This is a genomic window from Streptomyces sp. NPDC007264, from assembly GCF_042869095.1.
Lineage (GTDB): Bacteria > Actinomycetota > Actinomycetes > Streptomycetales > Streptomycetaceae > Streptomyces.
Map to the genome: position 1 here is coordinate 118,576 of NZ_JBIAFD010000020.1, position 14,183 is coordinate 132,758.

The following is a 14,183-nucleotide window of genomic DNA, read 5'->3' on the forward strand; positions in this document are numbered from 1 at the left end:
CGGCCCCCCGCCCGCATGCACACCCTCACGGCGCGGCCTCCTCCAGGAGCTGGGGGCCGTTGTTGCGGACGCTGTTGACGGCCGTGGAGACCGGCCGCGCGTCCAGGTGGCCGTCCGCGGGCGGCGCCAGCAGCGCGCGGAGTTCCCCGGGGTCCCGGTGGCCGGGGTCGAGCCAGGCGTCGTAGTGGTCCGGGGCGAGGGCGAGCGGCATGCGCGGATGGATACGGCCGGCCGCGTCGGTGGCCTCGGTGGTGATGACGGTGCACGTCATCAGCCAGGCGGCGGGGTCGTCGTCCCGTTCGACCGCCGGGTCGCGCCAGTACTCGTACAGCCCGGCGAGCGCCATCACCTGCCCGTCCTCGGGGTGGATGAAATAGGGCTGCTTGCGGGTCTGCTCGCGGGCCTTTCCCGTGTCCGGCGCCGTGATCTGCTGCCACTCGTAGAAGCCGTCGGCCGGCAGCAGGCAGCGGCGTCCGGCGAAGGCCCGACGGAAGGCGGGCTTCTCGTGCACGGTCTCGACCCGCGCATTGACCAGCCGGGCACCGATCTTCGTGTCCTTCGCCCAGGACGGCACCAGGCCCCAGCGCACCGACCGCAACTGCCGGCGCGCCGGGGACGTGCCGCCCGCATGCCGCGGGGCGCGCTCCAGGACGGCCCACACGTCGTCGGTCGGGGCCACGTTCCAGCTCGGCGCCAACGCCTCCTCCGGGTGCCAGTCCGTGACGTGGAAGAGCCGGACCAGGTCCTCGGGGCTGCGGGTGGAGACGTAGCGGCCGCACATACCGTCACTGTGCCACGGTGCGGGTGGGCCGCTCGCCCGGCGGCGGCCTTCACCGCCCGTGTCGGCGGGGGCGGCCGGCGGGCCCGCACGACGGCCGGGACCGGTCCGCTCAGGGCAGCCGGCGCAGGACGCCCACCACCTTGCCGAGCACGATCGCCCGTTCGCCGGGGATCGGCTCGTACGCCGGGTTGCGGGGCATCAGCCACACCCGGCCGTCCTGGCGGCGCAGCTGTTTGACGGTGGCCTCGTCGTCCAGGAGGGCCGCGACGATGTCGCCGTGGTCGGCGCTGTCCTGGCGGCGCACGGTGACGATGTCGCCGTCGCAGATCGCCGCGTCGATCATGCTGTCGCCGGACACGGTCAGGGCGAACAGCTCCCCCTCGCCGACGATCTGACGCGGCAGCAGGTAGACGTCCTCGACCATCTCTTCCGCGAGCAGGGGCGCGCCGGCGGCGATCCGCCCGACCAGTGGCACTTCGGCCGGCGGCTCCGCACGGGAGTCGAGGTCGGGGGCCCAGGAGGGCCGCACCTGGTAGGCGCGCGGCCGGTTGGGGTCGCGGTACAGGACGCCCTTGCGCTCCAGCACCATCAACTGGTGGGCCACGGAGGAGGTGCTCGCGAGGTCCACCGCCTGCCCGATCTCCCGCATCGACGGCGGGTAGCCCTGTCGCCGGACGGTGTCCGTGATGAACCGGACGATGTCCTCCTGGCGTCGGGTCAGCTCCCCCTCGACGGTGCGGATGCCCGGCGGCCGGCCCCGGCGTACTGGCTGGCTGTTCGTCATTCCCGGCCCTTCCGTCAAGATCTCGCGAACGTGACCTTAACCCGTCGCCGCTCACCGGCGGAACGGAGTGCGGGAAATCAGGGTCTCGGGGGCGACGGCGGGCGTCGCCGCCGATGCCCTGGCCGGCCGTCGGCCGGACCGGTCCCGCGGGCGACCTGCCGCCGCCCGCCCTGATCGGCCGTACTGGTATGTTCGATTAGGGAGGCAGTCATGGTGACTCAGGTCCGGAAGACGAAGTCCGTGGAGAGGATCCTCACCGCGGCGGCCGAGCTGTTCTACGCCAACGGGCTTCGCGGAGTGGGCATCGACCAGGTCATCGAGGCCTCGGGCGTCGCGAAGTCGACGCTGTACGTGCACTTCCGCACCAAGGAGGAGCTCGTCGCGGCGTATCTGCGCAGGACCGACGACTCCTGGACGGCGCAGTTGCAGAGCGCCGCCGCGGCCGCGGGTGACGACCCGCGGGACCGGCTCGTCGGGCTGTTCGACGCGCTGACGGCCGCTTTCGAGCGTCACGGCTTCTTCGGGTGCCCCTTCGTCAGCGCGGCGGTCGAGGCCGGTCCGGACTCGGAGGCCCGGGCGATCACCCTCGAGCACACCCGGCGCCGTCAGGCGTGGCTGACCGAGCTGAGCGCCGCGGCGGGGGCCGGGAACCCCGCGGCGCTCGCCCGGCACATCGGCCTGCTGATCGACGGCGCCCTGGCGTCCGGCCGGCTGCTGCAGGACCGCACGGTCGTCGAGGAGGCGAAGTCCGCGGCACGGCTTCTGGTCGCCGACCACACCTGATCGCGCCGCGCGGCCCACGCCCGCCGCCAGGCGCCCCCGCCGCCCCGCGCCCTCACTCCTCGACGTCGATGACGACCTTGCCCTCGGCGGTGCCGCTCTCCACGGCGGCGTGGGCGTCCATGACGGTGGAGAAGGTGAAGTGCCGTGGGTCGAGGAGCGGCTTGAGCGCTCCCTCGTCGGCGAGCGCCGCGGCCTCGCGCAGGATGTCGCCGTGGTGCTCCCGGCCGCGGCCCGTGAGCATGGGCAGCAGCGTGAAGACGCCGGAGTAGGTGGCACCCCGGAACGACAGCGGGGCGAGGCTGTGGCTGCCCCAGCCCAGGGCACTGACGACATGACCGGTGTAGGTGCGGACCGCGGCGAAGGACGCGTCGAGCGTCGCGCCGCCGACGGTGTCGAAGACGATGTCGAAGCCCTCGCCCCCGGTGTGCTCCGCGACGTAGTCCTCGACCGCCGTGGCGGTGTAGTCGATCGCGGTGGCACCCAGCCGCCGAATGGCGTCCAGGCTCGCCGCGGATCCCGTCGCGAAGACCTCGGCGCCACGGGCGCGGGCGATCTGGACGGCGACATGGCCGATCCCGCCGGCTCCGCCGTGGACCAGGACCTTCTGCCCCGCGTGGACACCGGCGCGGTCGACCAGGCCCTCCCAGGCGGTGACGACCACGAGCGGCAGCGCCGCCGCTTCACGCGGCGTCAGGGAGGCCGGCTTGGGCGCGAGCAGCCTGGCGTCCACGGCCGCGAACTCGGCGAGCGAGCCCTGCAGGGCGCCCACGCCACCGGTGAGCCCGTAGACCTCGTCGCCCGGCGCGAAGCCCGTGACGTCCGGGCCGGTCTCTTCCACCACGCCGGCCAGATCCAGGCCCAGCACCGCGGGCAGGCGGCTCTGCGCATGGGCGGCCCCGCCCGCGCGGATCTTGGTGTCCAGAGGGTTCACACCGCTGGCCCTGACCCGCACCAGCACCTGCCCCGGGCCCGGGACCGGGTCCTTGACCTGGGCGAGGACCAGCGGGCCGCCGAACCGCTCCAGAACTACTGCACGCATGACGATGCCTCTTCTCTCTGCGCCGTGCGTCATGCCGGCGCCTCATGGGTCGCGACGGTGGCCGTGGGCATGCCACCCTCTTAATCAAACAGACTAGTACGTTCGATTAAGGGCGGCAAACGTCCGCGGTGAGGCCGGATCACGGATTGCCTGGATCACGGATCGCCGGATCACGGATCGCCGGATCGGTCTGTCGCCGGATCACCGCTCGGCGGATCGCTCGTCACGCGCCGTCGTCGTCGGACAGGGCACCCGATCTGTCGCGCCGGGCCAGCAGGCGCTGGGCGCGGGTCAGCCCCGGGGGCAGACACCGCCGCAGCGCCGCCCGTGCCGCATGGGCGCCCGGGGCTCCGTGGACTCCTCCGCCGGGATGGGCCGCCGCCGAGGCGAGCAGGAGGTTGCCCACCGGGGTCTCGGCGCGTCCGGTGCTCGGGAACGGACGGAAGACGAGCTGTTGGTGGACGGCCGTGGTGCCGCCGTTGATGGCGCCTCCGTGCAGATTGCTGTTCAGCGCCTGCAAGGTCGGCGGGGCCAGGATGCGGCGGGCGCGGATCAGGGCCCGGAAGCCCGGGGCGAAGCGTTCCACCTGCCGCTCGATGCGGTCGGCCATCCCCTCCTGTTCCGCGGCGTCCCAGGCGCCCGTCAGGCCCTCGTCCGCGGCGTCGGCCGTGATGACGTGCGGGACGTGGGTGTAGGCCCAGGCGGACTCGGTGCCCCGGGGTGAGCGCGACGGGTCGGCGGTCGTCATCTGGCCGAACAGGGCGAAGGGCCGGTCCGGGACCTGCCGCATGGCGATCTGCGCGGCGAACCGGGTGAGTTCGTCGACGCCGTCGGCCAGGTGGACGGTGCCCGCCCGAGCCGCCTCCGCGGCCCGCCAGGGCACGGGTCCGTCCAGCGCCCAGTCCACCTTGAAGGTGGCGAAGTCCCACTCGAAGCGCCGGAGATCGGCCAGCACCTGGGGCGGAAGATGTTCGGGACCGACGAGTTCGCCGTACAGGGCGGGCGCGGAGACGTCCGCGAGGACGGCGCGCCGTGCGGCGACCAGCTCGCCGTCGGTGGTGCGTACGCCCACGGCTCGTCCGTCGCGGATGACGACGCGGCCGACGCGACGGCCGCAGCGCAGGTCCCCGCCGTGCGCCAGCAGCCGCCGGGTGAGCGCCGCGGTCAGGGCGCCGGATCCGCCGACCGGCACGGGAAAGCCGTAGGTCTGTCCGAGCATGGACATCAGCCAGCCGAATCCCCCGCTGGCCGTGGCTTCCGGCGCGAGATCGGCGTGCAGCGCGTTCCCGGCGAGGAGCAGCCGGCCGCCCTCCCCTTCGAACTCCTCGTCCCCCAGCCGCCGTACGGGCAGCAGCATGGTGCGCGCCAGGCGCAGCCCGCCCGCGCCCCGGAGCCGCAGGCCGAGCCGGGCCGCCGCCCTGACCGGTGGGAACGGGGTGAACACGGCGTCCAGGAGATCCGGGCCCAGGCGTTCCCACACCCCGTACAGCCGGCGCCAGACGAGGCCGTCTCCCGGGGCGAAGGCGTCCAGGGAGCGGGCGGTGGTCTCGATCCGCCGGTCGAGGACGGCGCACCTGCCGTCGGTCAGCGGATGGGCCACCACGGAGGGTGCGTGGCTCCAGCGCAGTCCGTGGTCCTCCAGCCGGAGTCCGGCCAGCACCGGGGAGGCGGCCGCGAAGGGATAGAAGGCGCTGAAGACGTCGCTCACGAAATCGGGATCGACCCCTCGGTCGTGGCGCACCGCGCCGCCGGGTTCGGGCTGCTCCTCGAGCACGACCACGCGCCAGCCCGCGTCGGCCAGCAGATTCGCCGCGACCAGCCCGTTGGGGCCCGCGCCGACCACCACAGCGTCCGGCATCGCCGCCTCCTCCGTCCTCGCCCGCGGTCGTGACGCGGCCGTCGTGCCACGCCCGGGTCAGTCGCCTGGACGCCGGTCACCGTCGGCCTCGCACAGCCGGGCCAGCCGGGCCAGCCGGGCCAGCCGGGCCAGCCGGGCCAGCCGGGCCAGCCGGGCCAGCCGGGCCAGCATCGCTCGGTGGCGCAGCTGGATGAGTACCTCCACGCCGACGTTGTGCAGCACCCCGGCGGCACCCTGCAGGGGGTGCTCGTCGACGATGACCAGGCTGTACGGGCCCCAGGGGCGCAGCTCGACGGCGATCCGCGCCGTGCCCAGGCGGCCGGCGTGGGCCTCCAGCTCCAGGACGCTCTCTTCCTCGCAGTGCCGGACGACCGTCTCGTCGGCCAGGCGGAACGGCCCCAGCCGGACCTCGAAGCGGATCGTGGAATCCACCTGCGGCCACCGGCCCCGCGCCGGCTGCGACGCCGCCGTGCCCACCACCCATTGCGCGTAGCGGGTGCCGTCCGCCAGCACGGCCCAGACCGCCTGCGGACTCGCCCTGATCAGACGATGGCGGACAGCCACACACGCCTCCCGTTCCTGCCCGAGCGCATGAGCGCGCTCCGAGCACGTGAGCACGTGCCGAGTGCCCGCTGCCGCCCGGATCAACCGAGCGGGCGCTCCTGTCCCTGGACGACCGTGGCGCCGGGTCCCGGGGGCAGCAGGCCGAGGCGGGACAGGGCCCCGGTCAGCCAGGCGGCCGGGACCGCGGCGAGGGCGGCCGGTGCGGACGGCGGCGGCCCGCTCTCGCCGGTGCCCTCGACCGCGGCCGCCAGCCATCCCGTGCGGGCCAGGCGCTCCGAGAGCGGCCTCAGCGCCGGGTGGAGGAGCGTGGCGGTGGTGATGGCCGTCAGGGCGATGCCCCAGCCGACCGGGCCCAGAGGGGTGGATCCGAAGAACCGGCTGATGCCCGGGGTCTGGACGATGCCGACGAGCACGGCGGCCGAACCCACGGTGGCGGCGAGCACCTGGCGGTCCGCACCGCCACTGGTGAGGGTCTGCGCGAGCTGCGTGCCGACCACGGCCACCAGCGCCACCGTGCCGGCGCGGCGCCGCGTGCCGGTGAAACGGGCGGCCGTCCAGGCCAGCCCGGCGCCCAGCGCGGTGGTGAGTCCGCGCTGCAGCATCTCCTGGGTGAGTGCGATGCCCAGCGAGTGGTGGGGGCCCTCCCGGAGGAGCTCTTCCCCGGTGCTCTCGGCCGGGGTGCGCACGGCGATGGACAGCGCCGGGGCGAGGTCCGTGAGGAGGTTCACCAGCATGATCTGGCGGGCGCCCAGCGGTGAGCTGCCGGCCGTCGCGGAGGCCAGCACGCCGAAGGTGACCTCGCCGAGGTTGCCGCCGATCAGGATGGCGAGCGCGGTCCTGACGGAGGTCCACATCGCCCGGCCCTCGGTCAGGGCGGTGACGATCGTCTCCAGCCGGTCGTCACCGATGACCAGGTCGGCGGCGGCCGTGGCCGCCGGGGTGCCGCGGCGCCCCAGGGCGATGCCGACGTCGGCGAGGCGGATGGCCGGGGCGTCGTTGGCGCCGTCGCCGGTCATCGCCACGACCCGTCCGAGACGCTGGAACGCCTGGACGATGCGGACCTTGTGGTGCGGGGTGCACCGGGCGACGACGTCCACCGTCGGCAGCAGCGCGTCGAGCGCGTCGTCGTCGAGCGCGTCCAGCTCCGGCCCGGTGCACACCGTCGGGTCCGGCTCGCCGGTCACCGACGTGGCGATGGCCTCGGCGGTGGCGGCGTGGTCCCCGGTGAGCAGGACCGTGTGCACTCCGGCCGCACGCAGCCGGGCGGTGGCCGGCGCCGCCCCGGGGCGCACCGGGTCGGCCAGCACGACGAAGCCGACGAAGACGAGGTCCCGTACCGCGTCGTCGGCGAGTTCCTCCCCCGGCCGCAGGGTCCGTTCGGCCACGGCGAGGACACGGCGGCCGGCCCCGGCGAGTTTCTCGACCTCCACGGTCAGGGCCGTGCGTCCGGTGCGGTCGAGCGCGGTCTCCGTCCCGTTCAGCAGCCTGCGCCGGCAGCGTGCCAGCACGGTCTCGGGGGCTCCCTTGACGCTGAGCCGGGTGGAGCCGGCGGTGCGGCCGGTGGTGGCGTGGTAGGCACGGGACGGGTCGAACGGCAGAGTGCCGGAACGCCGCCAGCGGGGCGCCCCGCGGCCGACCGACACCCGTGCCCGGCGGGCCCCCGCGTCGACCGCCCGATCGGTCTGGTGGGCCATCGGCTCGGACTGCCGGGCGGCGGGGGTGGCCCGCAGCGCGGCGGCCAGGACCGCCTTGTGCCGCAGGCCGAGCCGGGCGAGCGGGACGGTCCGCTCCCCGTCGCCGACCGCGACGAGCTGGAGGTCGCCCTCGGTGAGGGTGCCGGTCTTGTCGAAGCACAGCACGTCGGCCCGGCCCAGCGCCTCGATGGTGCGGGGATTGCGCACCAGCGCGCCGTGCTCGGCCAGGCGGCGCGCGGAGGCCAGCTGGGCCGCGTTGACCAGGAACGGCAGCCCTTCGGGTACCGAGGCGACGGCGAGGTTCACCGCCGAGGCCAGGCTCTCGGCGAGGGGGCGCCCGTGCACCAGTCCCGCTCCGGCCACCGCCACCGCGGAGGCCGTCGCCACGGGCAGGCTGGCCTTCGTCAGCGACGACAGCCGCGCCTCGACGCCGGTCGCCGGCGCGGCCTCCCGCGCGGTGGCCATGGTGCGCCCGGCCTCGGTGGCCGTCCCGGTGGCCACCACCACGGCGACGGCCTCCCCGGACGAGACGGTCGTGCCCTCGTAGAGCATCGAGCGGCGCTCGGTCAGGTGCGAGGCGACCACGGGCGCCGGGTCCTTGGCCGCGGGCAGCGACTCGCCGGTCAGCGACGACTCGTCGGCCTCCAGTCCCTCGGCCTCCAGCAGACGGCAGTCGGCAGGCACCACGTCCTGCGGCCTCAGCAGGACGACGTCCCCCGGCACCAGGTCCTCCGCGGTGACCAGCCGCTCGGCGCCCCCACGCCGCACCCGCGCCCCGACCGCGGAACGCGCGGTCAGTTCGGCGAGGGCGTGCTCGGTACCCACCCGCTGGACGCCGCCGACCAGCGCCGAGGTGGCGGTGACCAGGGCGACCAGCGCGGCGTCCGTCCGGGATCCCACGGCGGCGGCCAGCGCCGCCCCGCCGGCGAGCACGGGTGTCAGCGGGTTCGCCAGCTCCTCGACGAACGCCGAGAGCAACGTGGTGCGCGGTGCCGCGCCCGTCCCCTTCGGGCCCCGGGCCCGGGCCGCGGCCTCCTCCGGGGAGAGCCCGTCGACGCCGGTGCGCAGCCGCTCCAGGACCCGGTGCGGCGGCATCAGATGCCATGGGACGGTCTCCGCGGACGGACTGACGGGGCGTGAGCACAGCTGCCGGGCGCGCCAGACGCCCAGACAGAAGGCGATGCCCCCGGCGGTGTTGCACGCCGCCTGCCCGCGCGAGCACGCCTCCTGGGCCGGTGCACGCATCGCGGCGACCGCGCCGATGCCGCTGCCGCTCGCGGCCAGCAACGCGCTGTCGTGGTCGACCTGGCGGGCCACGCCGACGCCCGCCAGGATCAGCGCGACCGAGTCCAGATCACTGCCCACCAGCAGGTGGGCCCCCCAGGGCGGTGGCTGCCCTTCCGGGTGGACCCCGATGCCGCAGTCGGACGCTCCCAGCGCGCGGCGGTTCCCCGACACGAGCAGCACCACGGCGCCGTCCGCCTGCAGCGCGCGCACCGAGGCCACCAGCCGGCCCCCCGTGGGCACCATCGCGTCGACGAAGCCGAGCTGCGGGTCGGGCCGGTCACCGGCGAGGACCACGCGGATCCCCGAGCGGCGGGCCGCCGCCGCGAGGGCCTGGGCGCCCGGGAGGGTGTGCATCGCCACCCCCGCCACGGCCACCAGGCGCCGCCGGAAGGCGAGGCCCAGCACCCGTTCGCTGCCGCGCCGCCGCAGCCGGTCCGCCGCGCCGCGCCCGGTGCGGCCGGTGAGGTCCAGGTCCTCCAACGGGCCGAGCGTCCAGCCCTCGCCGTCGTGCCGGACCCGGGCGGGCGCAGCCGGGTCGAACAGGGCGAAGAGCGGGTCGGAGACCTGGTCGGGCCGGCTGTCGCCGAGCAGCGTCAGGTCGGTCAGTTCGTACCTGCCGCTGCGCAGCGCCTCCGCGTCCAGGATCACGGTGTCCACCTGGCCCAGGCGTCGCAGCGCGCTGCGGTCCATGGCCACCGTGCCGCGCAGCGCGAGGAACCGGCCGAGGCTGGTGGCGAATCCCTCCCGTCCGGCCTCGGGTGCCTTCGGCATACCGGCCAACGCGACCGCCAGCGCGCGTCGTGGTCCCGCCTGGGGGACGGCCAGGGCGCCGACGGCGGCGCCGGCCCGCACGGCCCGTTCGGCGTAACGCGCCGTCACGTCCTGGTGCGCCCGCGGGCGTTCCACCACGATCGGCTCGGCCCGGGCGTCCTGCGGCCCCCGCACCAGCCGCGGCTCTGCCTCCACCCACGCATCGAGGGCCGCGTTCGCCTCGCGCCACTGCGCGATGCGCTGCGCGGCGTCGAGCACCAGTCCTCCCCCGCGTGTGGCCACGCCCTGGACGATCGCATTGAGCATCGGCACCACGGAAGCGGGACGCTCGTGGTCCGTGCGGTCCGAAGGCGCCGGCCCGCGCAGCCAGGGCCGGAACTGGACGGCGGTGGCCAGTGCTCCCACCTCCGCCGGCAGCGGCGTCCACGGCGACAGCCGCGTGGCCACCGTGAGGAACAGCCCCGCGACGTCCGCCGCCAACACCGGAAGCGTCGGCCGTCTGCGCGGCGCCTCGCAGGGATGATGCGGCTCCGGGCACCATGCGTCGTACGGGCCCTGCCCGCCCTCCGCGGTGGCGGCGGCCCCGTGGGCCTCCACGTGGGCGATGATCCGGACCAGTTCCTGCAGCGGTGGCGGCGGCGAGGCCAGTTCGACGACGACCCGCTCCGCCGGGGCGTTCACCCGTGCCCACAGCACGCCGGGATGCTCCTCCAGCTCCCGCTCCAAGGTGCGGATCACCCATGTCCCGCGGGGGCCCTGCACCCCTCGCACCTCGATGTGGCAGCGCCCCGGTCGCGACCACACGTCGCGCCGGCGAAGTCCGAACAGCGTGGCCGCCACGTCCGCGGCGCCGTGCACTCCCGCGCTCACGCCGCCCGCCAGGCCCCCGGCCAGTGACCCCAGCAGGGGCAGGCGTGCCACTGACATGTGCGACATCCGCCTGCCACCTCCCGAGCAGCCGATCCCTCGTCCGGATCCGATCATGACCCGGCGCGACCGCTCCCGCCCGGCGGGCTGATCCGAACGGCTTCCCGGCTCGCCGCCTCCCCGCGCCGCGGGTAGCGTCTGCCGTGCCGGGGGGCGAAGTCCGGGACCCAGGAACGGATGTGAACCGTGACCACGCCGAAGACCGCCGGGAAACGTACGGGTACGAGGGGTACGAAGGTGTCACGCCCCGCCGCCTCCACGACGCGCACCGGGCAGCGAGCCGGACGCGGGCCGGCCGTGAAGAGCCCGCCGAAGAGCCCGACGACGAGCCCGACGAAGGGCCCGACGAAGCGCGCCACGAAGAGCTCGACGACGAGCCCGACGAAGCGCGCGACGACGAAGCCGTCGAAAAAGGCGTCGAAGAGGGCGTCGAAGAAGCCTGTGACGAGGCCGACGGCGAAACCCGTGGGCAGGCCCGCGGGCGAACCGGCCGCCGGCAGGCAGCCGGCCGCCGTGTCCGGTGCGCGCACGATCACCCTCACCGTGCCGGGGCTCGGCCGGACCACCACGCACCTCGTCGGCGCGGTGGCCGCCGCCCGCCGCGCACTGCCCGCCGAACGCGGCCTGCCCCTGTACGCCGGCCTCGGCGTGCTGGCCGTCGCGGGTGCCCTCGAGTGGCCGGTGGCCCTGGGCTTCGGCATCGGCTACGCCGCGCTCCGGCGGGGCGGCTCACCGGCACCGCCCTCGGCCTCCTCCTGACACCCTGTGGGAACGTCAGGGCGAAAGTCACAATTATGTATCGGACATATCGCGCTTCAATCTTCACACGAGGCACACACGTTGGCTAGGTTGACCGGCGGGCAGCACGACTCGCTCCGGCGAACCTCGCCGGGTCGCGCGGCCTCCGCCGATCCGTGGCACCCGAACTGCCCGGCAGAGCAAGGCCGTTGGGCACACCTCCGGCACCGTCTGCCCGTGCCCGGCAGCCGACCCGGTAGGCGGAGCACGGAAGGAGCACGTTCCCATGGCGCCGGAGCAGACCCCGCGCTCGGACGGACCGAGTCGCGCCGAGGTCCGGCAGCGGATCCACTCCCTCTACGACCAGGCCGAGACCGCCACCGGGAACTACAACGCGACCCGCGCGATGACGGCCGGGACGCGGGGGCGCGTCAACCCTGTGCCCGGCGGAGGACGCAGGGGTACCGATCCCACCCTCGACAGCGTCGCCCGGCAGTGGTTCGACGTGGCGCGCTCCACCCTGGGCCCGACGGTTCCCGCGGTGCTGCCCGCGGACAGGATGCCCGGCCGCCCGGCAGCCCGGCCGGCGAGCCCGGCGGATGCCAGGCCCGCGAGCCCGGCGAAGCGTCCGGGGGGCGACCTGACCGGCCGTGAGCTGGAGGCGGCCGGACGGCCCGCCCTGGAGCTGACCGGCGGGACGGCCACCGGGGCGGCCGCCGCGCCCCGGGCCGAGCTGACCGCCCGGCCCCTGGCCGCGTTGCCCGCCGCCGCGCCCGAGAGACGGCCGGAGGCCCCCAAGGCCCTGCCCGCGCCGCCCGCCGCTCCCCCCGCCGCCGCGCGGCCCTCGCCCGTGCGGACGCTGAAGGAGCAGAACCAGCGCAAGCTGTTCGCGGCTCGCGAGGTGCTGGCCGGGCACGCCGCGCAGCGCAGCACACCGCTCGCGGCCGTCGAGGCTCCGCAGGCGGCGTGGTGGCCGCAGCCGCCCGCCCCCGTCGGCACCGAGCCGGCGGGCATGTCCGCAGGCACCGGCGGTCCCGTCGCCGTCGCGGCTCCCCCCGCCGCCGATGCGTACGCCGCCGGTGCGTACGCCGGCGAGAGCGTCCCCCGCACCGATGCCTTCACCGACACCGGCTCACTCGTCGGCCTCGCCCCACTCCTCGACACCGCATCACTCACCGGCGCCGGACCCGCGATCCACCCCGCGCCGCTCACCGGCACCGGATCCCCGATCGACACCGCACCGTTCTCGGGCACCGCCTCTCCAGCAGGCACCGCCCCCCTGGCAGGCGCCGCACCACTCGTCGGCACTCAGGCGTTCACCGACCCCGGTCCCTTCGCCTCCGGTCCCTTCACTTCTGGTCCCTTCACCTCCGGCCCCTTCACCTCCGGCCCCTTCACCTCCGGCCCCGCCCACCCGCCCGCCACCGTCGGCATCCCCGCCCCCGGGTACGACACGAAGGCCGCGAAGGCGCTCGCCTTCGCTCGTGCGCAGATCGGCAGGCCGTGCGTCTGGGGCGCGAGCGGACCCGAGTCGTACGACGCCTCCGGGCTCGTCCAGGCCGCCTGGCGGGCCGCGGGAGTCACCCTCCCGCGCTCCGCGCAGGACCAGGCAGCCGTCGGCGTGGCCGTCCCGCCGACCGCTCTGCAACCCGGTGACCTGGTCTTCTTCCAGGACGACGCCGGCCGGGCCGGCCACGTGGGGCTCTGCGTCGGCAACGGCATGATGATCCACGCTCCGGGTCCCGGGGCGTTCATACGCGAGGAGCCGGTCTTCCACCCCGGAACTCCGGTGGTCCACGGGGCCGTACGGCCGGCCTGAGCCCTGGCCGTCGCTCGGGTCGCACCGGCCGCATCGCCACCCGGCCGCGGCGCAGGTGCCGCGGCCGGGCGACGAACCCGCCGGCCGAACCGGCCGGCGGGGCCTTCCCCCGGCGGGTCAGGCGTTGGGGTCGAAGGTGACGCCGGACGGTTGGGCCTTCGCGAGATGGGAGGCGAAGGCGCCGTCCTTCAGGCCGAAGTGGGCGCTGCCGAAATCGGCCTGGCTCAGCTTGTCGCGCAGCCCCGGCGGGTAGCCGTTCCAGCCGACCAGGGCGGGGAACTGCCAGGTGTGGTGGTGGTTCTCGGGCGGTTCGTCGTTGCCGTTCGCGGGACGGAAGCAGTGGGTGCTGATGCCGTCCTTGTGGTAGACGATCTTGGGATGGGTGCCGTCCCAGCGGATCTGGTCACGGCCGTAGACGTGGAAGTCGCCGTGGGCGGACGTGGAGACGTAGCGGGCCTCGTTGTTCTGCACCCACACGACCACGTGCTCCCAGTCGTGCCGGTGTCCGCCGAGGCCGCTGCCGGCGACCGCCTGGTCCTTCTCGAAGTACAGACCGTAGATGACGGCGCACCAGCCGTTGTTGCAGGTGTAACGGGAGTACCCGTTGGTGTTGTCGAGGTCCGAGGCGTCATGGCACGAACCGTTGAGCGCCCCGCTCGGCTTGAGGCCGCCGTTGAGGGTTCCGTCGGGACCGATGGCGGGTGTGGAGTAGCAGCCGTCGGTGTCGTAGTCGTAGGCCGGCTGGAACGTCTGCTCCAGGCCGTCGGCGTTGGCGGGCAGCGCCTTCGGCGGATCCGCGAGCGCGACGCCGGGGAGGGCGACCACGAGCGCGACGGCGCCGCCGACGACGAGCGACGCCCTGCGGAAGCGCGAGGCCTTGTTCACTGTCACTGCGTCCTCCAGATGGACCGCGGTGGGGGGCGGGCATGCGGCATTGGCATGCCCGGAACAATCTCGCGGACATCCGGTCGACGCGGCAAGCGTCGGTGTACGCCCCCTCCTTCCGCCCCGCGCGGCAGGCGCCCTCGGCCAGTGCCGGGGCGCTAGGTGTATTGCCCTGTGAGGTTGGGAACGCGGCTGGCGGGTGGCTGGCCTTTCAGCGCGGTGTGTCCGCGGTGGTGATTGTAGGTGTGCAGCC

General features: G+C 75.0%; 11 protein-coding genes. 3 read left to right on the top strand and 8 right to left on the bottom strand.

Going from position 1 to position 14,183, the window contains the following annotated elements; genetic code table 11:
- Window positions 1-25: 25 nt before the first annotated feature.
- Together ACFYMU_RS28585 and lexA are read right to left on the bottom strand one after the other, a co-directional pair.
- Window positions 26-781, bottom strand: a complete 756-nt coding sequence (locus tag ACFYMU_RS28585) for an SOS response-associated peptidase (RefSeq protein WP_388379006.1) — start codon at window positions 779-781, stop codon at window positions 26-28.
- 109 nt (window positions 782-890) lie between these two features.
- Entirely contained in the window at window positions 891-1,565 is a 675-nt protein-coding gene (gene lexA / locus ACFYMU_RS28590) for a transcriptional repressor LexA (protein ID WP_388379009.1), read from the bottom strand.
- A 210-nt stretch (window positions 1,566-1,775) separates the two neighbouring features.
- Between lexA and ACFYMU_RS28595 the strand changes: the two genes are divergently transcribed.
- A complete protein-coding gene (locus ACFYMU_RS28595) occupies window positions 1,776-2,348 on the top strand; it encodes a TetR/AcrR family transcriptional regulator (RefSeq protein WP_388379012.1) in 573 nt (190 codons plus the stop codon).
- Window positions 2,349-2,400: 52 nt separating this feature from the next.
- Here the strand turns inward: ACFYMU_RS28595 and ACFYMU_RS28600 are convergent, their stop codons facing one another.
- The 5 genes from ACFYMU_RS28600 to ACFYMU_RS28620 all read right to left on the bottom strand — a co-directional run bounded on the left by ACFYMU_RS28600 (window position 2,401) and on the right by ACFYMU_RS28620 (window position 11,018).
- Window positions 2,401-3,387 (bottom strand): zinc-dependent alcohol dehydrogenase family protein, encoded by a 987-nt coding sequence (locus tag ACFYMU_RS28600; RefSeq protein ID WP_388379015.1) that lies wholly within the window; start codon window positions 3,385-3,387, stop codon window positions 2,401-2,403.
- A 223-nt stretch (window positions 3,388-3,610) separates the two neighbouring features.
- Entirely contained in the window at window positions 3,611-5,245 is a 1,635-nt protein-coding gene (locus ACFYMU_RS28605) for a phytoene desaturase family protein (protein ID WP_388379017.1), read from the bottom strand.
- A gap of 57 nt (window positions 5,246-5,302) precedes the next feature.
- Window positions 5,303-5,809 (bottom strand): SRPBCC family protein, encoded by a 507-nt coding sequence (locus ACFYMU_RS28610; RefSeq protein WP_388379020.1) that lies wholly within the window; start codon window positions 5,807-5,809, stop codon window positions 5,303-5,305.
- A gap of 80 nt (window positions 5,810-5,889) precedes the next feature.
- Entirely contained in the window at window positions 5,890-10,488 is a 4,599-nt protein-coding gene (locus ACFYMU_RS28615; protein WP_388379023.1) for an HAD-IC family P-type ATPase, read from the bottom strand.
- Window positions 10,489-10,541: 53 nt separating this feature from the next.
- Window positions 10,542-11,018 (bottom strand): hypothetical protein, encoded by a 477-nt coding sequence (locus ACFYMU_RS28620; RefSeq protein ID WP_388379026.1) that lies wholly within the window; start codon window positions 11,016-11,018, stop codon window positions 10,542-10,544.
- Between ACFYMU_RS28620 and ACFYMU_RS28625 the strand changes: the two genes are divergently transcribed.
- Both ACFYMU_RS28625 and ACFYMU_RS28630 read left to right on the top strand, forming a co-directional pair.
- Complete coding sequence (locus tag ACFYMU_RS28625) at window positions 11,002-11,247, top strand: hypothetical protein (protein ID WP_388379029.1); 246 nt, start codon at window positions 11,002-11,004, stop codon at window positions 11,245-11,247. The two genes, ACFYMU_RS28620 and ACFYMU_RS28625, sit on opposite strands and share 17 nt — an antisense overlap.
- 265 nt (window positions 11,248-11,512) lie before the next feature.
- On the top strand, window positions 11,513-13,045 hold the full coding sequence (locus tag ACFYMU_RS28630) for a C40 family peptidase (protein ID WP_388379032.1): 1,533 nt from the start codon (window positions 11,513-11,515) through the stop codon (window positions 13,043-13,045).
- A gap of 117 nt (window positions 13,046-13,162) precedes the next feature.
- Here the strand turns inward: ACFYMU_RS28630 and ACFYMU_RS28635 are convergent, their stop codons facing one another.
- Window positions 13,163-13,930, bottom strand: coding sequence for an NPP1 family protein (locus ACFYMU_RS28635; RefSeq protein ID WP_388379057.1), 768 nt, complete (start codon window positions 13,928-13,930; stop codon window positions 13,163-13,165).
- Window positions 13,931-14,183 lie beyond the last annotated feature (253 nt).

Bases quoted from the DNA above. Each gene is read 5' to 3' on its own strand.
- ACFYMU_RS28595 (WP_388379012.1), top strand. From the start codon at position 1,776: ATGGTGACTCAGGTCCGGAAGACGAAGTCCGTGGAGAGGATCCTCACC.
- ACFYMU_RS28605 (WP_388379017.1), bottom strand. From the start codon at position 5,245: ATGCCGGACGCTGTGGTGGTCGGCGCGGGCCCCAACGGGCTGGTCGCG.
- lexA (WP_388379009.1), bottom strand. From the start codon at position 1,565: ATGACGAACAGCCAGCCAGTACGCCGGGGCCGGCCGCCGGGCATCCGC.
- ACFYMU_RS28630 (WP_388379032.1), top strand. From the start codon at position 11,513: ATGGCGCCGGAGCAGACCCCGCGCTCGGACGGACCGAGTCGCGCCGAG.
- ACFYMU_RS28615 (WP_388379023.1), bottom strand. From the start codon at position 10,488: ATGTCAGTGGCACGCCTGCCCCTGCTGGGGTCACTGGCCGGGGGCCTG.
- ACFYMU_RS28600 (WP_388379015.1), bottom strand. From the start codon at position 3,387: ATGCGTGCAGTAGTTCTGGAGCGGTTCGGCGGCCCGCTGGTCCTCGCC.
- ACFYMU_RS28585 (WP_388379006.1), bottom strand. From the start codon at position 781: ATGTGCGGCCGCTACGTCTCCACCCGCAGCCCCGAGGACCTGGTCCGG.